Origin of the sequence: Fictibacillus phosphorivorans, assembly GCF_001629705.1 — a bacterium.
Classification (GTDB): domain Bacteria; phylum Bacillota; class Bacilli; order Bacillales; family Fictibacillaceae; genus Fictibacillus; species Fictibacillus phosphorivorans_A.
This window is the reverse complement of sequence record NZ_CP015378.1, coordinates 1,178,527-1,196,700: the sequence shown is the minus strand read 5'-3', so window position 1 is coordinate 1,196,700 and position 18,174 is coordinate 1,178,527. Positions and strand designations below refer to the sequence as shown.

21 protein-coding genes are annotated in these 18,174 nt (G+C 38.3%); 10 read left to right on the top strand and 11 right to left on the bottom strand.

Going from position 1 to position 18,174, the window contains the following annotated elements:
• The first annotated feature begins 150 nt into the window (after positions 1 to 150).
• The 4 genes from ABE65_RS06145 to ABE65_RS06130 all read left to right on the top strand — a co-directional run bounded on the left by ABE65_RS06145 (position 151) and on the right by ABE65_RS06130 (position 5,075).
• A complete protein-coding gene (locus ABE65_RS06145) occupies positions 151 to 573 on the top strand; it encodes an organic hydroperoxide resistance protein (RefSeq protein ID WP_066392468.1) in 423 nt (140 codons plus the stop codon).
• 217 nt (positions 574 to 790) lie between these two features.
• A complete protein-coding gene (locus ABE65_RS06140; RefSeq protein WP_231887861.1) occupies positions 791 to 2,167 on the top strand; it encodes a sigma-54 interaction domain-containing protein in 1,377 nt (458 codons plus the stop codon).
• Between the two features lie 90 nt (positions 2,168 to 2,257).
• A complete protein-coding gene (locus ABE65_RS06135; RefSeq protein ID WP_066399830.1) occupies positions 2,258 to 3,595 on the top strand; it encodes an aspartate aminotransferase family protein in 1,338 nt (445 codons plus the stop codon).
• A 43-nt stretch (positions 3,596 to 3,638) separates the two neighbouring features.
• Positions 3,639 to 5,075 (top strand): sodium:solute symporter family protein, encoded by a 1,437-nt coding sequence (locus tag ABE65_RS06130; RefSeq protein ID WP_066392459.1) that lies wholly within the window; start codon positions 3,639 to 3,641, stop codon positions 5,073 to 5,075.
• A 53-nt stretch (positions 5,076 to 5,128) separates the two neighbouring features.
• Here ABE65_RS06130 and ABE65_RS06125 read toward each other — a convergent pair whose 3' ends face one another.
• From ABE65_RS06125 to ABE65_RS06115, 3 genes are all read right to left on the bottom strand, one after another.
• Positions 5,129 to 5,410, bottom strand: coding sequence for a hypothetical protein (locus tag ABE65_RS06125; RefSeq protein ID WP_066392454.1), 282 nt, complete (start codon positions 5,408 to 5,410; stop codon positions 5,129 to 5,131).
• 84 nt (positions 5,411 to 5,494) lie between these two features.
• Complete coding sequence (locus tag ABE65_RS06120) at positions 5,495 to 5,815, bottom strand: hypothetical protein (RefSeq protein ID WP_066392451.1); 321 nt, start codon at positions 5,813 to 5,815, stop codon at positions 5,495 to 5,497.
• 131 nt (positions 5,816 to 5,946) lie between these two features.
• Positions 5,947 to 6,441 (bottom strand): competence protein ComK, encoded by a 495-nt coding sequence (locus tag ABE65_RS06115; protein WP_066392449.1) that lies wholly within the window; start codon positions 6,439 to 6,441, stop codon positions 5,947 to 5,949.
• A 271-nt stretch (positions 6,442 to 6,712) separates the two neighbouring features.
• Here ABE65_RS06115 and ABE65_RS06110 point away from each other — a divergent pair, with 271 nt between their 5' ends.
• Positions 6,713 to 7,507, top strand: a complete 795-nt coding sequence (locus ABE65_RS06110; protein WP_066392448.1) for a cyanophycinase — start codon at positions 6,713 to 6,715, stop codon at positions 7,505 to 7,507.
• Positions 7,508 to 7,522: 15 nt separating this feature from the next.
• Positions 7,523 to 10,150 (top strand): cyanophycin synthetase, encoded by a 2,628-nt coding sequence (cphA, locus tag ABE65_RS06105; protein ID WP_066392447.1) that lies wholly within the window; start codon positions 7,523 to 7,525, stop codon positions 10,148 to 10,150.
• Positions 10,151 to 10,189: 39 nt separating this feature from the next.
• Here cphA and ABE65_RS06100 read toward each other — a convergent pair whose 3' ends face one another.
• Positions 10,190 to 10,594, bottom strand: coding sequence for a hypothetical protein (locus ABE65_RS06100; RefSeq protein ID WP_231887860.1), 405 nt, complete (start codon positions 10,592 to 10,594; stop codon positions 10,190 to 10,192).
• Positions 10,595 to 10,723: 129 nt separating this feature from the next.
• Positions 10,724 to 10,882 (bottom strand): DUF3934 family protein, encoded by a 159-nt coding sequence (locus ABE65_RS21455; RefSeq protein WP_082861310.1) that lies wholly within the window; start codon positions 10,880 to 10,882, stop codon positions 10,724 to 10,726.
• Positions 10,883 to 11,288: 406 nt separating this feature from the next.
• On the opposite strand from ABE65_RS21455, the gene ABE65_RS06095 reads away from it, so the two are divergent.
• On the top strand, positions 11,289 to 12,167 hold the full coding sequence (locus ABE65_RS06095) for a nuclease-related domain-containing protein (RefSeq protein ID WP_197480345.1): 879 nt from the start codon (positions 11,289 to 11,291) through the stop codon (positions 12,165 to 12,167).
• Positions 12,168 to 12,200: 33 nt separating this feature from the next.
• On the opposite strand, the gene ABE65_RS22390 is transcribed toward ABE65_RS06095, so the two are convergent.
• The 5 genes from ABE65_RS22390 to ABE65_RS06075 all read right to left on the bottom strand — a co-directional run bounded on the left by ABE65_RS22390 (position 12,201) and on the right by ABE65_RS06075 (position 15,208).
• A complete protein-coding gene (locus ABE65_RS22390) occupies positions 12,201 to 12,293 on the bottom strand; it encodes a lipoprotein (RefSeq protein WP_419471036.1) in 93 nt (30 codons plus the stop codon).
• On the bottom strand, positions 12,293 to 12,862 hold the full coding sequence (locus ABE65_RS06090; protein WP_228116261.1) for a GNAT family N-acetyltransferase: 570 nt from the start codon (positions 12,860 to 12,862) through the stop codon (positions 12,293 to 12,295). Before ABE65_RS06090 ends, ABE65_RS22390 begins: the two co-directional genes overlap by 1 nt.
• 30 nt (positions 12,863 to 12,892) lie before the next feature.
• Positions 12,893 to 13,726: a DUF1835 domain-containing protein gene (locus tag ABE65_RS06085; protein WP_066392441.1), complete on the bottom strand. Its 834-nt coding sequence runs from the start codon at positions 13,724 to 13,726 to the stop codon at positions 12,893 to 12,895.
• A gap of 144 nt (positions 13,727 to 13,870) precedes the next feature.
• The gene (locus ABE65_RS06080; RefSeq protein WP_066392440.1) at positions 13,871 to 14,359 is read right to left on the bottom strand and encodes a hypothetical protein; all 489 of its coding nucleotides are present in this window, start codon (positions 14,357 to 14,359) and stop codon (positions 13,871 to 13,873) included.
• Between the two features lie 99 nt (positions 14,360 to 14,458).
• The gene (locus ABE65_RS06075) at positions 14,459 to 15,208 is read right to left on the bottom strand and encodes a MerR family transcriptional regulator (RefSeq protein WP_066392438.1); all 750 of its coding nucleotides are present in this window, start codon (positions 15,206 to 15,208) and stop codon (positions 14,459 to 14,461) included.
• Between the two features lie 89 nt (positions 15,209 to 15,297).
• Between ABE65_RS06075 and ABE65_RS06070 the strand changes: the two genes are divergently transcribed.
• Positions 15,298 to 15,984 (top strand): CPBP family intramembrane glutamic endopeptidase, encoded by a 687-nt coding sequence (locus ABE65_RS06070; protein ID WP_066392431.1) that lies wholly within the window; start codon positions 15,298 to 15,300, stop codon positions 15,982 to 15,984.
• A gap of 69 nt (positions 15,985 to 16,053) precedes the next feature.
• On the opposite strand, the gene ABE65_RS21780 is transcribed toward ABE65_RS06070, so the two are convergent.
• Entirely contained in the window at positions 16,054 to 16,197 is a 144-nt protein-coding gene (locus ABE65_RS21780) for a hypothetical protein (RefSeq protein ID WP_153238886.1), read from the bottom strand.
• 177 nt (positions 16,198 to 16,374) lie between these two features.
• Here ABE65_RS21780 and ABE65_RS06065 point away from each other — a divergent pair, with 177 nt between their 5' ends.
• Both ABE65_RS06065 and ABE65_RS06060 read left to right on the top strand, forming a co-directional pair.
• Positions 16,375 to 17,370 carry a Gfo/Idh/MocA family protein gene (locus ABE65_RS06065; protein WP_066392429.1) on the top strand — a complete coding sequence of 332 codons (996 nt, stop codon included), beginning with the start codon at positions 16,375 to 16,377 and terminating at the stop codon, positions 17,368 to 17,370.
• A gap of 102 nt (positions 17,371 to 17,472) precedes the next feature.
• Positions 17,473 to 18,126, top strand: coding sequence for a DsbA family oxidoreductase (locus tag ABE65_RS06060; protein WP_269148795.1), 654 nt, complete (start codon positions 17,473 to 17,475; stop codon positions 18,124 to 18,126).
• Positions 18,127 to 18,174: the final 48 nt, after the last annotated feature.

The following is an 18,174-nucleotide window of genomic DNA, read 5'->3' as shown; positions in this document are numbered from 1 at the left end:
TTTCCTTTCTTTTTGTAAAGGGTACTTGCATTATAACACAATTTAGTTTTACACAATTAAATTGTTTGACTCTATAAAAAGGATACGTTATGATGATTAGGAGTTATTAAGTTGTACACAATTTAATTTTACACAAAAGGAGTGTTTGGAATGGAAGCATTATACACAGCAAAAGCAACAGCTGAAGGTGGAAGAGCAGGTACGGTTAAGAGTGATAACGGTGTTCTGAATCATGAATTAGCTATGCCAAAAGCGCTTGGTGGATCAGGAAGCGAGAACGCAACAAACCCTGAGCAACTATTTGCAGCAGGATATGCCGCTTGCTTTGATTCAGCACTAAACTTAGTTGCACGTCAAAGCAAAAAACGAATTGAATCTAAAGTGACGGCTGAAGTTTCTATCGGAAAAGATACAGATGGCGGTTTTAAGTTAGCTGTCGTGCTGAACGTGGGTGTTAATGGTGTAACACAAGAAGAAGCAGAAGAATTAGTTAAAACTGCTCACGGTGTTTGTCCTTATTCTAAAGCAACTAGCGGAAACATTGACGTTGAATTAAAAACAGAACTTCTATAATGAAAGACTAAAAGGGCCATTCGTATTGGCCCTTTTTTTATTTGTATCCTCCCTTTCAACTTCTTTCCACCTCTTCTGACCGTATTCCCCTCCATATTTCTTTTAAAAAAATGATTTGTTCCTATATCTAATCCAAACAAGTAGTCGTATAATTATTCATAAATAAATAATTATTCAGAATTGAATATTTTATTCTGTTGCTAAAGGACTGATGAACGTGACTCAATTAAAAGACTGGAACGAAAACGAACAGATTCTTCATTCTTTAAAAGACGATATCTTAGTTACGAATGTGGAAGGCATCATCCTTAAAGTGAGTGAAGTTACAGGAAAAATTTACGGAGTAGAGTCAGAAAGCTTGATTGGAAAATCTGTCTATGATTTAGAAGCTCAAGGTTTATTCACTCCTATTCTCACACCAATGGTAGTAAAAGAAAATAAAAAAATTACCTTTGTTCAAACCACGAATAAAGGAAAAAAGCTCCTTGTTACAGGGATCCCCGTATATAACGAACAAGGCGAACTATACCGAATTGTAAGCTACTCACATGACATTACTGAACTCGCTCAATACAAAGAGTTTTTGTTTGCAATGGAAGAAGAAATGCAACGTGTGAAAACGGAGTTAGGGCTATTGAGGAACAAACAGCTTCATGATGCTGGAATCATCGCTAAAAGTGCAGATATGCAAAAAGCTCTTTCTACTGCACGCCAGTTGTCTGAAGTAGATGTGAATGCACTTATTTTAGGAGAATCTGGTGTTGGAAAATCATTGTTGGCTAAATTTATTCACAATAAGAGTCATCGCAGAAAAGGTCCTTTCATTGAGGTTAACTGTGGAGCTATTCCTGATTCATTATTTGAAGCAGAACTTTTCGGTTATGAGCCTGGGGCTTTTACAGGGGCGCATCAAAAAGGCAAAGTCGGCCTTATTGAACTATCGAACGGAGGTACACTCTTCTTAGATGAAATCGGGGAACTTCCCCTTCAACATCAAGTTAAAGTCTTAAAAGTCATTCAAGAAAAACGGTTTTATCGAGTAGGCGGAACGAAACCAATCCAAGTAGATTTCCGACTGATTTCTGCTACGAATAAAGATCTTCAAAAAGCGATCCATGAGAAACAGTTTCGTGAAGATCTCTATTTTCGTTTAAATGTTGTACCCGTCACGATTCCCCCACTCAGGAAGAGAACGGAAGATATCGTACCACTCATACATATGCTTTTACAGCAATTTGAAAAAAAATATAACAAAAAGAAAAGATTAGATGAAGCGGTCATTCATCATCTTCTGCATTATGAATGGAGAGGAAATGTACGGGAACTGATTAACATCATGGAACGATTGGTAGTACTCTCTCCTACGACTCTTATTACGGATGAACATCTTCCTGATCATGTAAAAGAAGGTGCATCAATCCCCTCTCCATCTATTCCTATCGAACAAACACTTAAACAGATGTTGGATGATAGAGAGAAACAGATTTTATTAGCAGCTAGAAAGAAATATAGAACGACCATACGGATGGCAGAAGCACTCGGCACAAGTCAGCCTTCAATTGTAAGAAAAATGAAAAAATATCAGATTATTTAGTTTTTTGGCACGATCCTTGCATGTATATTCTATATAGAAATTATTTATACAACTTGAGAATGGAATATCTAGGAGGTAATACACGTGTCAATGAACAACTGGAGTAACCTTGTAAACGAAATGCCTAACCTACTAGCACCAAGTATGGCAAAAGATCATCCGAACCTACCTGTCGTAAAAGCAGAGGGCTGCTATTATTATGGGCTGGATGGAAAGCAGTATCTTGATTTCACTTCTGGTATTGCAACGGCAAATACTGGCCATCGTCATCCAAAAGTGGTCCAAGCGATCAAAGATGCAGCAGATCACCTCATGCACGGACCATCTGGAGTCATCATGTATGAATCGATCCTGAAACTTTCTAAAGAACTAGCTCATGTTCTACCAGGTGATTTGGACTGTTTCTTTTTTGCCAACAGTGGAACCGAAGCCATAGAAGGTGCTCTGAAACTCGCTAAGCACGTGACTAAAAGACCTTACGTTATTTCTTTTACCGGATGCTTTCATGGTCGATCACTAGGTGCGTTGAGCGTGACAACTTCCAAAAGTAAATACCGCAAGTTTTTACAACCGAACGGTCTTGCCTATCAAGTTCCCTATGCCGATGTAAAAAGTGCTCCAGCTGGTGAAGATCCAGAAACGTATGTCATCGAGAAGCTTGAGAAAGATTTTGAAACATTGTTCAACCATCAAGTAACACCAGAAGAAGTCGCCTGTATGATTGTAGAACCTGTTCTAGGTGAAGGAGGCTACATCGTTCCACCGAGTGGCTGGCTGAAGAAAATTAGAGAAGTTTGTGACAGACATGGCATCTTGCTGATTTTCGATGAAGTTCAGACGGGATTCGGAAGAACAGGTGAATGGTTCGCTGCTCAAACGTTCGGAGTTACGCCCGACATCATGGCTATCGCAAAAGGTATTGCTTCAGGATTGCCACTAAGTGCAACAGTTGCTTCTAAAGAACTCATGCAGCAATGGCCACTTGGCAGTCACGGGACAACATTTGGTGGAAACCCAATCGCTTGTGAAGCAGCGCTCGCAACAATAGATGTTTTAACAAAAGAAAATCTCATAGAAAACTCAAAAAACATGGGAAATTATGCAGTTGCAAGATTGAAAGAACTTCAAGAAAAGACTCCTTTGATCGGGAGTATTCGTGCAGTAGGACTTATGATTGGAATTGAAATCATCGATCCTTTTACAGGTAAACCAGACGGTCAAGCACTGATGAATATTCTAGACAAGTGTTTAGAGAAAGGCGTTCTCTTTTATCTTTGTGGAAATCATGGTGAAGTCATCAGAATGATTCCTCCTCTTACTATTAATCAAGAACAAATTGATCAAGGTCTTGCTGTCCTTCAAGAGTCACTTGAAGAATATTTGGATGAAGTTCATGCTCAACTGTCGGAAAACTATCAAAACGCTTAAATGACACGGTTAAATCATTACACTAAAAAGGAGGTTTTTTATTATGCAAACTTTTGATACAGTTATTATTCTTTTGTATTTTGCCGTATTGATCGGTGCAGGAATTATTGGCTCAACTAAAGCAAAGACTTCTGAAGATTTCACATTAGCAGGACGCAACCTTGGCATGTTTATGTATCTTGGTTGTTTATCTGCCGTTATTTTAGGTGGAGCAGCAACCATCGGAACGACAAAGCTAGGTTATCAATTCGGAATTTCCGGTATTTGGTTTGTATCAATGATTGGTTTAGGTATTATTCTTTTAGGTACGATATTTATTAAAAAGATCGATTCATTAAAAGTTACAACGATCAGTGAACTTTTGGGAAAACGGTACAAATCGGAAACACGTCTTTTAAGTGCCATCGTGGCTTCTATATATACTTTGATGATCGCAGTTACCCAAGTGATCGGGATGGGAACGATCATCAATGTACTCTTAGGGTGGAGCTTAACGACTTCCATGTTAGTTGGAGGAGGTATCGTCCTCTTCTATACAATACTAGGTGGAATGTGGAGTGTTACAGTCACGGATATTATTCAATTCATCGTAATGACGGTTGGTATCTTCTTCATTATGGTTCCTATGAGTCTTTCAAAGGTAGATGGTTTAGGAAATCTATTAACAAAACTTCCTGAATCTCACCTAGATTTCACAGGAATCGGTTATCAGCAGATCTTCCAATACTTTTTGTTGTTTGCACTCGGTATGGTCGTATCACAAGACATCTGGCAACGTGTCTTCACAGCAAAATCTAGTAAGATAGCTAGAAATGGATCGATCTTTGCAGGAGTTTATAGTTTTGCATACGCGATTGCAGGAAGCATTATCGGTATGTGTGCATTCATCGTGCTGCCTTCATTAGATAACCCGCAGAATACGTTTGCTGAGATGGCTCTTACCATTTTACCAACGGGTATCTTAGGGCTTGTGCTTGCAAGTGTGTGTTCAGCACTTATGTCAACAGCATCTGGTTCTTTACTAGCGTCTTCTACTCTGATTACGAACGACATCTTAAAACAATATTTTATGAAGTCTCCTACTGACAAACAAATGATTACAGCATCAAGACTCACAACACTTGTGATCGGCTTAATCGCGATTACTTTTTCCATATGGATTCAAGATGTACTCGTTGCACTTGATGTAGCTTATGCGATTCTATCTGGAGCGATCTTCATCCCGCTCGTTATGACGTTCTTTTGGAAACGAGCGACTCCTAACTCAGGATTCTATGCCATTTTAATTTCTACAGTTGTTGTCCTAGCAGGACTCTTTATCGAAGGACTCACAGCAACGAACCCTATTCTTTATGGAATGTCAGCTGGACTGGTTAGTATAATAGGAATCTCCTTATTCTCTGCACCTATTTCTACGGAATTTGATACTCCGTTCGATGAAGATGTTGTACTTGAAGAAGAGGGAAGAAAACAAGCATAAATGGAAAAAAGCCTCTCCCACCTGGGAAAGGCTTTTTTAGTAAATACATAAACTTATTTTCCACCGATCCCAAACGATAACAACAGCAGACCGAATATAGAGATCAGAGCCATGAACAAGATAAAAAACAGTCCAAAAAACTTAGCTTTTCCAGCTTCTTTCTTCACAATAGCTATAACGCTAAAGATGACACCGATAAAATACAACATGATTCCACTAAAAAGAAAGATAGCAACTTGTTGAGCTACATCATCTCGAACGATGAACGGCCAGCCAGCAAGTAGTATTCCAGCAATACAAAACCATAATGATAAACGACCAAAACGAAGGTTCAATGTATGGACACACTCCTGTTTAAATTTTTCAAAAGAAGTTCAATATCCATTGTTGCCATCTTCCCTTCAAAAATCAACTATATACTAAATAAAATAATCTTTGTAATAAACGAATATGGAGATGAATGAAACGAGGGTATAAATAACTGCGGTATAATAAGGATAACTCGGTTTGAACGTTGCTTTTTCTTCTTCAACCTTGATTCCGGTCATAGCTTGCGCCTGCATGCGAACCATGTTTGATGAAAGTCCACCTTTCGAAGTGAAAAATCGAATCGTGAGAGCAAATATCAAACCAACAAATAATGAAGTATCAATAAACGCCACTCCTAATAGATTTGCCACCACAAAGTTGATGACTAATAATAAGAAAACGGTAACGATACAGCTAATAAAATGTTTCATTATATCTCCTCCTCAAAATGTTATACGAATAATTAGGAAGAAAGTTCCAAGTTTTCAAGGGACATTTAACCAATCAAAACACGCCCGTACAAGTTTGCATCGGGCGTGTTCGTACTATTATTCTATTATTTTCAATATCTCATCATTCGTTCATTTACTCGTTCGCTAAGGATATATCTGTATTGTGCAGTTCGGAACAATTTCGCCTCTAATGCATATTTAGATTGGGGTAAAATTAAATTAGCGGTGTTTTTAAAGTGGACACTGCACGTGTCAGAATCTATGGAATCTATTCGTTGAACATGCGATTGGGATAACCAGATGCACGTTTCATTCTTAGGAGATTCTACAGGAAAAAAGAAAATGCCTAGTTCGAGGTTAATCATGATCGGGGATAAACTCACATAGCCCATAGACCGACGAACTGCTTCACGCCTGCCTTCATAGCTAGATCCAAAAAACAAACAGCTCTCGTTAATAATTTTTATGGGGCTGAGTGCAACTCTTTCGTTTTTTTCGCTTTCTAGAATTTCGGTTTGAACCTCTCCATATTCGTTATAAAACGGTAAGAGTGCCATAGTACTCGTATTAATTTCGTAGGATCGAAGAAGTAATGTTTTTTCCATTTATACATCCTCCCTTTATATTGTTAAATGACCCTTAACTCCTCCCCTTGGAAAAATAGAAAGTAAAATACTCCCAATAGGTAAATTATACTAATTGTTTTGACAAGAATCTATATAATTTTACAAAAATTTTAACTATTTAAATAAACAGTAAAATAATTCCTCAAATAGGTTTGAATACTAGCGAATCGTGGAATACATAACAGGGCGAAATGGACGATTATTTCGACCTGTTTTTCCTACTACTTAATGAATAAGAGGCTGATGAAAGATGGCAAAAGGTGATCTGCTGATCATTGGTGGCAATGAGGACAAGAGCGAAAAAAAAATAATCTTATCCAGATTCTCTGCACTATGTAAAAATCGTCAAGGTCCAATAGGAATCCTGACAACAGCATCCGGCTATCCGGAAGAAGTAGGCAGTGAATATTATCAACTGTTTCAAACATTGCATGGTACTAAGCCACTGCTTTTCCATTTAGATTCCCGTGAAAAAGCGGAAGACCCTGAATTACCCGAACAGCTTTCTTCTCTGTCTGGTCTTTTCATGACAGGAGGCGACCAATTAAGACTGACAAGTATTTTAGGTGGAACATCCTTTTATAAACACCTCTTTCGAGAGTGGCAAGACGGATTGATCATCGGTGGAACGAGTGCCGGTGCTGCTGTTATGAGTAGATTGATGATTATTTCATCAAAGCTGTTTGAAAAAGAAGATGTTTCTATACTTGAGTTAGGTTCAGGCTTTGGATTTTTAGAAGACGTAATAATTGATCAGCACTTTTCTCAGCGTGACCGGTTTAGTCGTCTCATGCGTGCGATCGCGTTAAATCCTCAGATTATTGGCATCGGTATCGATGAAAACACGGCAATCTGGGTTCATAACGACGGCAAGCAGTTTGAGGTGATTGGTGAATACAACGTGAGCATATTTGATGGCAAAACATCAACGTATGTAGATATTGCTGAGAATAAAGGAAATATGACGATTTCCGATATCCGTTTTCATACACTTGGAGCGGGTGCTGTATTTGACTTATACAAACGAGAATTAATCATCACTTAAGGAGAGAGCGTCTTAATGAAAATCAACCGCGTCAATTACTTAACGGGACCGAACCTTTACAGCTTTAAACCTACTATATGGATTGAGCTTGATATAGAAGAATTTGAAGAAAAACCCTCTAATACAATACCCGGGTTTGTAGATACATTGTTAAAAGTCATTCCTTCCCTTCACACACATACTTGTTCAAGAGGGTATGCAGGCGGATTCGTAGAGCGCCTTCATGAAGGAACGTGGATTGGACATATCTTAGAGCATATCGCACTTGAAATTCAACACCTTGCTGGTATCTCAGTCAAACGTGGCAAAACGATTACAAGTGAACGAAAAGGAATTTACTTTGTAACGTATGATTATGCGGAACCAAAATCAGGTTTTTATGCATTCGAAGCAGCTCTCGAAATTGTAACCGCTATCTTAGATGGGAAACAAATTAGTGCTGATTCTTACATCACCCATACCTCTGACCTGTACCATCTACATAAACTAGGTCCGAGTACCGAGGCCATCTATGAAGCTGCACGAAAACGAAAGATTCCAGTAGAACGTATCGGAACAAACAGCTATTTAAGAATTGGAACAGGTAAAAAGCAAAAATCCGTCCAGGCGACCATATCCTCCCAAACATCTTATTTAGCAGTAGAAAATTCTTGTGATAAAGATATGACCAAAACATTAGTAAGAGGTGCTGGTCTCCCAGTTCCTAAAGGTGATGTTGTTTCCAATGAATATGAGCTGCTTCAGTCAGCTGAGAAGATTGGTTACCCCCTTGTCATTAAACCGCTCAACGGCAGGCAGGGACAGAACATCATAACAAATATTCAAAATGACACTGACTTGATTGCTGCTTTCCGCTGCGTGTTCAGCGAAGGTACTTCATATATTCTAGAACGATATTATGCAGGCAATGATTACCGTTTTTTTGTCGTAAATAATGAGTTAGTTGCAGCAAGTCTTCGTCTTCCACCATTTGTAATCGGTGACGGCTATAAGACGATAGCTGAACTCATTGATGAAGAGAACTTAAATCCATTACGTGGTGATGGTCATGAAAAAGCGATGAGCAAGATTCCTTTAGATGAACGTACGGTCGTTCATCTTGAGAAAAGTGGCTATTCTCTTCAATCTGTATTGAACAAAGGAGAATCTCTAGAAGTATTAGGTAATGCAAACCTCTCTACAGGCGGTTCGGCCATTGATGTGACGGATGATGTTCATCCTGATTATCGTAATATGGCTATTGAAGCGGCAGCTGCAGTTGGACTAGATATTGCAGGAATTGATATTCTATCGCCGGATGTCACGGTTCCTTTTGTTGAAGGAGAAGCTGCCATTCTTGAAGTGAATGCAGCGCCTGGCATCCGTATGCATCTTCATCCATCACAAGGGGAAAAGAGAGATGCAGGTGGAGCCATCGTAGACTATCTATTTGCTTCTCGTGAGGAAGCTGCCGTTCCAGTTGTTGCTGTTACTGGTACAAACGGCAAAACGACGACCACTCGTCTGGTTTCACATCTCTTACAGAAAGAAAACATAACGGTTGGATATACGTGTTCTGATGGTGTTTGGGTGGGTGATCAGCAACTGGACGCTGGAGATTGCAGCGGACCAAGAAGTGCGCGCAAAGTTCTGGCTCATCCTTCAGTTGATATCGCCGTGTTAGAGACTGCTCGCGGAGGAATGCTGCGCGAAGGACTAGCGTTTCGATATTGTAACGTTGGAATCGTAACCAACGTTAGTGAGGATCATCTTGGATTGAATGGTGTAGAAACGTTAGAAGATTTGAAGAAATTAAAGCAAACGGTTGCTGAAGTTGTTCTTCCAGAAGGGACATGTGTATTGAACGCTGACGATTCACGGTGTGTGGATATGGCGAATCATACCAATGGCGAAGTAATCTTCTTCTCCCTATCGCTAATGAATCCAGTTATTCAAGATCAGTTGAATAAAGGACTAAAAGTTTGGTATTTAGAAGATGATTGGGTTGTATTCAGCGAAAACGGTAAGGCAGAAAGATTTCTTCCTGTATCCCATATTCCGATCACGATTAATGGTGCAGCCCGACACAACATTGCAAATGTTCTAGGCGCTCTTGCAGCTGCTCATTCATTAGGAAGACCTTTGTCTGAATTAAGAAGCAAAGTGATTACTTTTCTCTCTTCGGAAAATCAAAACAGAGGTCGCTTCAACGTTTTAAATATACATGATCGTACGATTGTGGTGGATTATGCGCATAACCCTGCTGGCTTGAAGGCACTCTTTGAAACGGTGGATCATCTAAAGAGTGGTCGCGTGATAACAGTGGGTTCAGCAGCTGGAGATAGACAGGACCAAACGATACAAGAGATGGGTCGAATATTCGGTACTCACTCAGATATTTTCATCATAAAAGAAGATGTAAACCTAAGGGGACGAATTCCAGGTGAAACGGTTCATCACCTTTATATGGGTGTAAAAGAAGCTGAAGGCATTACATCGGTTTCTGTATATCCTAAGGAAGCCGAAGCATTGATCCAAGCTTGGGAGTGCTCCGAGCCTGGTGACACACTTGTCTTCCTCTATGACGAATACACGTCTATTCAAGGTATCCTGCAGAAAATTAGAAATTCAAAAGCTGTGGGCGTACTGCAGAAAGCAGAATAAGAAAAAGCAGTTCCCTTTTTGGGAGCTGCTTTTTACATTTTAGTTTTTTAGTGTTTTAACAACAATTGCTTGTGAAGCGCTCTTTATCAAGCACCCTTCCAAATCACCTTCACTTAATAACCCTAGCAGAATTGCAGACTTTACTTTTTCTTCATCCGGTTTTGGCACATGAAGAATAAGATCTGTCATATTTAATTCAGAAAGTCGATTCACGGTCTTTTCTTCATGAAGCTTTTCAGATTTTCGGATCTGGCGCTGCAGTTTGTAGTTGTTTACTGTCACTTCACCTTTCTCGTTTTGACCGACTAATTGATCAAAATAAATATGAAATACTTTTTTTAGCTCGTCTAATTCTTTTTCTAGCTCTTTCTTCTTCTCATTAAGCTTGTTGTATTTTATGATCAAGTCTTCTGAAATGGCGTAGTTCGTATTTTGTGTAGCCAAAGCTCGTCCCTCCCATTTACAAATGAATAGTTCATCTTATGGTAGATTTGAGCGATTTATTCCAAAATAAAAACCATCTAGCTTTAGTAGTAGATGGCTCATTCACAGCATTGGGCTGTTCTATTTTTGTTAATTGTTTTCTGTTCCACTTTCGTTCTCTGGTTTATTCTTACCTTTACTCACATAAGGCTTTGGACCTTTTTTCTTACTGCTGGATTTCCAACGGTTCCATCCCTTTTTCCCGGTTCCTTGCCCTACGCCGCTTTTCTTGCCTTTTGCTTTACTCATTCTAATCACTCCATGACCGTTCTTGTGCTTATTTCAAGCAGTAATTTGAATTATACTACATTACCGGCGGTGGCGATAGTTCCGTAGGGAGTACTAATAGTTCTGGATTATAAAATTATGTGATGGATGCCATTTTTTATGTGATAATCCCCATTTTTTATGTGATGATTGCGAATTTTTATGTGATTTCCCTAAGTAATTATTTGATTCTTGATATTTTGAGCTTCGGTTATTTAGAAAATGCTTTTTTGCAGCACCAGATTATGCATCCTATACTTCCTATATTAAGTCCATAAGTTTAAGGGAGGTCTCTTCTATAAAAAAACAACCGCTTACCCCCTACGTCATTCAAAAACTCGGTGCAGTCAGTAACAGATTGCAAAGCAGTCATCCAGAACGTTCAAAATTGGAAGGAAATCTGGCAAAATATATTGCTGGCCATAATGGCGAAAAGTCCCTACAGTATTTTTATCGGTATCTACCAAAACAAGAGGCGAATATTATCCAAAACATTCGAATTAAGCATATGGATTTCTTCTTTCAGATTGATACACTTATAATAACTTCGAAATTTCTAATTTTGTTAGAGATAAAAAACTATACAGGAGACTTGTTCTTTGATGATAAATATGGACAACTCATTCGGACCTCTAGTAAAGGAAGAGAAATCTTCGAAGACCCTATTCAACAAGTAAAAAGACAATCTTTCCATTTAACTCAGGTGCTAGAACAGCACAAAATCCCAAAGATCCCCATTGAAACATTAGTCGTTATCACTAACCCACGAACTTTTGTAGATAGTTCAGAGTCATATAAAAATGCATTAAAGTTAGTAATTAAAAGCCCGATGTTACTTAGTAAGTATGAAGAATTCAATGCTCAGTATAAAAAGGATGTGCTCTTGATGAAAGAAAGGAAAAAGATAAAAAAATTATTGATGAAGTTAAACGAACCATATAACCCCGATATCTTAAGCTATTATGGAATTGATAAAAGTGAGTTGATAACAGGGGTCCTTTGCTCCAAATGTAACACTCAAATGAATCGGATAAACGCGAACTGGGAGTGTGCAGCTTGTTTTCATACCTCAAAGACTGCACATGTTGGAGCACTGAGGGATTACGCTCTTATCATTTCAACGGATATATCAAATAAAGAATGCAAAGATTTTTTACATCTATCAACAAGCATGCAAGCATACTACCTGCTCAACTCACTAAACCTTCCATACACTGGAACATCCAAAAGGACGAGAATCTATCACCTAGACTCCCTCATCACTTGACCGCATCCAGCAACATTTCAGCATCAATTCTACTCAGCTTCCTTTACTTGTGTTCATCAGCTTTTCATTCTCGTTGCATCCAGCTAAACTCATCATTAGTAAGAGCACGAGCAGCCATTTTTTCATCAATCAGCTGGATTGATAATAGCCATTTGTTGATGATCTTCCCACTTCCCATTAATCTTTACATTTTTACGAGCTAGTCCCTCTTTCTCGAACCCAGCTTTTTCTAACACTCGAATAGAACCAACGTTGTGCGGCATCACACCTGCTTCTACTCGATGAAGTTTAAGCTCATCAAATGCATATTTTACGATTAAGCGTACAGCTTCTGTCGTAAAGCCTTTTCCATTGTGCTTTTCGTCTAAAAAGTAACCGACAAAGGCACTTTGAATGGATCCGCGCATCACTGCGAACAAATTGATTGTTCCGATCAGGATCTCTTCATCTTTTGTAAAAATACCAAAATAATAATCTAAATCTTGTTTTGCATTCTCTACTAACATTTGAATTCGTTTTTGCTGGTTTTCAAGTGAGTAAAAATCATCGCTGCGTTCCATAGCAAACTGACTAAAGAACTCACGGTTCTCTAATTGAAGATTCACCATATCCTCTGCATCCTCAACGGTCAGTAATCTAATATAAATATTGTCTCCAGTTAATTTAACATTTGTTTCCACACTTTGATTCATCATACGTTCTCTCCGTTTCTTATGTAAGATCTTTTAGGGAAGCTTTACTCTTAATTTCCTCATATCCCCTAATGTACCTTCATATTCAAGTTTTCCTTGCTCGATCAAATAATGAATTCGATTAAAAATAAAAGTATCACCTACATATTGTTCGAGATGGCCAAGCATATCACCTACGAGATGTAAGCTTTCTAAGAATACTTCTCCATACTTCCACTCCAAACGTCTTGCAGAATAAATAATGAACGTATCTAGATGATCAACACTAACGCTTTTTATTGACTTGTCTTCCCAAAGTCTTAAGACTTCTTCTGATGCACTCAAAGTCTCCCACTCATCAACAAATTTTTTCTGACCATCCATTGAAATAGGATCGTATCTATCCGTTTTCTCTAAAATGATCTTGAGATGATCTGGAGAAACATCACTCGTGTGTAGTGAAGGATAGAAGACATCAGGAGGTTTGCAATATTTGTTAAAACAATCATTGGTATTAACCACAAAGATCTTGTTTTCTCGATCTTCAAGTAACTTCATCACAAACCTTAAACCGGTTTGTTCAGGTGCATTTTCAGCTGCCCAAATTGTAATTGGCTCATCTATAGAAATATCTCCAATTTCCTGAAGTGCTTGCCTAAAACTAAATTCATATTCGTTTGAATAATATTCTGCCATGTCACCAATTGTCAAATTGTCTTTAAACCATTGAATCCGGCATTCTGTTCCCTTTTCAGTTTCCAGTTCATGAATAGGTCCTATCGCAAAAGAATCCGGAAATCCAATTACATATTCCTTGCGTTTTTCCTTACTTAGCATCCATTTCATAGCGCCAGACGAAGATTCTCCAAACATTATATGAACGTTCATCAGTACAGCCCCTTAACTTAACCTTACCTTTCAATTTATCAAGACCACCCTACAACTTCTCTAATCTACCTGTAATACCCTTTTTATTCCCAAAATTTATTACAGAATAAAAAAAGAGCTGCATATTCAGCTCCTCAATATCTATTATTCTTTTGATTTTGTTTCTTCTAATGTAAAGTCGTTATCTTCTGCAAACTTCTCTAACTCACTCTCACTCTTTTTCCCGGCTTTTTGTGCTTCTTCAAACATTGTTTGAGATTTTTTATCTAACTCAGCATCTTGCTTTTCAAAAGCTGATAGACTTAATTTCATTCCTTCTGCATTCGATTGAATCGCTTTTACAAAATGATCTTGAGACGTTTTCAAGTCGTCTATCTTATCTGATCGAATCCCCTCAGCTTCTTTTACTAACGCTTCATATTTATCAATTGTTTTTTGCACTTGTTCCTTGGCGTTTGGGTCTTCAATTAGCTTAGAAAAATCCGCCTGTGCTTGTTCAAATAACTTCGTTTCCTTGTCGATGAGATCATTGCGGTCATCCAGATACGCATTAAAATCATCTTCAATCAACATGTTACAACCGCCTAATACCATTACACTTAGTGCTACTACCATCACCAATAACTTTTTCATTTCTTCTTTTCACCTCATGGATAATTTTGGAGTCTATTTCTTGATACCCTAAACTCACAAGGTGTTAAACCAAAGTTTTACATTTTTATAAAACTTTGGTCATGCGTTGATAGTTTGATAACTTATGATTGCCATCTCTAAAAATTCTAAGACTTCGTTGCTAACAGGATATAAATTCAATGATTGTGAGGAGGTTTCCGATTTTCGAGCATTCCAGAACTTCTCCTCTAACTCGGTGTCTCCCTGAAACATTTCATGCGATAAGAGTAATACATCTGAAGCGATCAAATGACCTTCGTCGGACGAAGGTTCCCTGTTGTTTTGCAAACAGATCTCTATTCGTTTTATGATGTTCACCCATTTTGCTGTACTTGCATCCTCAAGTTTAGGTAGCGAGGTTTGAAGCATCTGTCTCTCATGATCAGAGAAGAACGTTTCCCAGGTTTGATTTCTCTCAGCAATCTTTGTATCTTCATTAGCTTGAACAAGGGAAAGGATATGCTCCCAATCCAACTCCCCCTGGAGCTCAAGGATATGCAGGAGTGTATTTATTTTTTTAGACGCTGATTGAAACTGATTCAGCTGGGTCTGTACATCTTTCTTCTGAGCTAAAAGAATATCTTTTATCGTTACTTCACCTATTATTTTTTTAATTTCTGTTAAAGGAAGAGACAAAGATTTCAAGAGTGTAATTTTTTCTAATAGTTGCAGATCTTCTTTCGTATACATTCTTGTTCCGCTCTCACTCTTGATACTCGGTAATAGCAGACTGATTTGGTCATAGTATCTGAGAGTCCTTACGGAAACTCCGTATTGCTTTGAAACCTCTCCAGTGGAAAATAAGTTCATTATTTTTTCTCCTTTTTCTCTTGCAGGTTACGTTACGTCACCGCTTACAATTAACATATTATAACAAGTTAATCAGGAGGAACAATACAATGAACGTTACAACAGAGAAAAAATGGACCATTCGTGAACTTATACTATTATTGAGTCTTTGTTTGGTTGTTGTACCCATTCTTTTGGAGAACATCCTATACGATCAGTTGATACGTTGGTTGGATAACACTTTATACGCTGGGACATTAACTGGTTTTTGCATGGCGATCGTATTTACGACAGCGGTTTATTGGATCGCTTTAAAACCAAATCAGTTAGGATGGAGAGCTGTTGGTCTAACTCCACTTAGAAAAAAAATGTGGAAGACGATTTTGCTATGGACCATCCTTCTCATTCTCATAAGTATTGCCCTTGTCGTAGTAATGGATGTGCTTTCAATAAGTACAAATAATGCTAAAACAGACAGTCTAAAATCTGATCTTACACCCTTTACATTCGTGATAGGCTTTTTATCAGCAGCAGTTGTTTCCCCTATTTATGAAGAGATCTTTTACCGTGGTTTTTTGTATACGTGGTTCAGAAGATGGGGTGTTCGGAGGGCAATGATTTTAAGCTCGTTCATTTTCATGATCGTTCATATCCCGACTTATAATACGCTGCCCGTAAACTTTGCTTCTGGCTTAGTCTTTTGCTGGGTGTATGAAAAGACAGGCTCTATTATTCCAGCGATTATCATTCATGGTATTGTAAATGGAATTGGAATCTCTTTGTCTGTTCTAGCGTGATATTTTAAAATCAAACAAAAAAAAGCGAAGATTCCCTAAGATCTTCGCTTTCTTCATGTATGGCTTCTTTTATTTTGGATTCAACGACGTTAATTCAAATTCAGGCTTGCGTTTTTCCTGTTCTGCTACAGATTGTTCTTTAAGCACGTATCGTGATACTGGCATATCTAAAGGCTTTATCGTTTGCTGGTTATGATTGGTCATAGTAAGCATAACTCATCCCTCCTTACCAGGTTTTAACTTCTATTTACCCTATATGTTATATCAAGAAACCTTTTTCTACAAAAATAGTGCGACAGTCCTCATTATTTGTCTAAAACATGACTATAGGAGTAGAATACATACTATGAAAAGCATCGGGCTATGCTACCGATTGTGAAAGGATGAATCATCTTGAAATTTGGAGTTATTGGAACGAATTGGATCACAGAGAGCTTTATTGCTGCTGCAAAAGAAGTAAATGGCTTTACACTGAATGCTGTCTATTCACGTACAGAAGAAAAAGCAAAAGAATTTGCTGAGAAGCATGGTGCAATACATACGTTTACCGATTTAGATATGATGGCTGCTAGTAATGAAATTGACGCGGTGTATATTGCTAGCCCAAACTCATTTCACGCAGAGTATGCGATAACAATCATGAACCATGGCAAGCATGTAATCTGTGAAAAGCCTATGGCATCGAATGCAAAAGAAGTAGAAAAAATGATAGCTGTTGCTAAGGAAAACAATGTGTTGCTTATGGAAGCCATGCGTTCAACCGTAATGCCGAACTTTAGAAGCATTCAAGAGAACCTTCATAAGATCGGTAAAGTTCGCCGTTATTTTGCAAACTCCTGTCAGTACTCATCTCGTTATGATAAGTATAAGGAAGGCACGATCCTTAACGCTTTTAAACCGGAGTTCTCAAATGGTTCATTGATGGATATCGGAATTTATTGTTTATACCCGATGGTTGTTCTTTTTGGAGAGCCTCGTGAGGTTAAAGCGAACGCCTATCTACTCGAATCTGGCGTCGATGGTGAAGGAAGTATTCTTTTAAACTATGGAGAGAGTGAAGCAGTTGTGATGTACTCTAAGATCTCTAACTCTTACGTCCCATCAGAAATCCAAGGTGAAAACGGAAGTATTCTAATCGATCATATACAAGACATGACAAACATCGAGATTCGATATCGAGATGGTCGTACAGAGAACATCACGGTTGAACAAGATAAACCGAAGATGTATTACGAAGCGAAAGAGTTTATCGAACTGATCGAACGTGGTGAACTTGAGTCTAAAGTGAATTCACATGCAAATTCACTTGCTGTTATGAAGATTATGGACGAGGCTAGAAAACAGGTTGGACTAGTTTATCCAGCTGACCGATCAAACAACGTGTAAAAATATTCGAATCCTTATATACTATGGATGAAACAATAAATTGGGGGGATTACAATGTTACACATCGAAATGTGGACAGACTTTGCTTGACCATTCTGCTATATTGGCAAAAAGCGTCTGGAGGACGCTATTAAAAAGATTGACCATCCCGTTGAAGTAACGTATCGCTGCTTCGAACTGGATCCTACAATGGAACGTGACGTTAACGAAAACATCTATGAAAAATTATCTAAAAAATATGGCATGAGTATAGACGCTGCTAAAGCAAACACGCAAAACGTGATACAAATGGCGAAGGAATCTGGACTAGAGTATCAGATGGATACGATGATCTTAACCAATACCTTTGATGCTCACCGTTTGACGATGCTTGCTAAAAAGGAAGGTAAGATGCAGGAGATGACAGAACGCATTTTATACGCCTTTTTTACAGAATCCAAACATATAGGGGATCATGAAACTTTAGCAGACCTAGCAGAAGATGTTGGTTTAAATAGAGAAGCTGTCATACAGATGCTTTCTAGCGATGAGATGGCTGATGAGGTTAGAGCTGATGAAGAAACAGCAAAAGCCTATGGAGTAACAGGTGTACCCTTCTATCTCATAGACAAAAAATATGCGCTAACTGGTGCACAGCCGACTGATGTTTTTGTACAAGCCTTGAACAAAATAATAGCTGAAAACAAAATCACTTTTCTAAACAATGAAGATGGAATGAGCTGTGACGATGACGGCTGTGAAATTCCTAAGAAATAACTGAACAGATCGTATATAGAAAAACGCAGAGGGATTAGCATCCTCTGC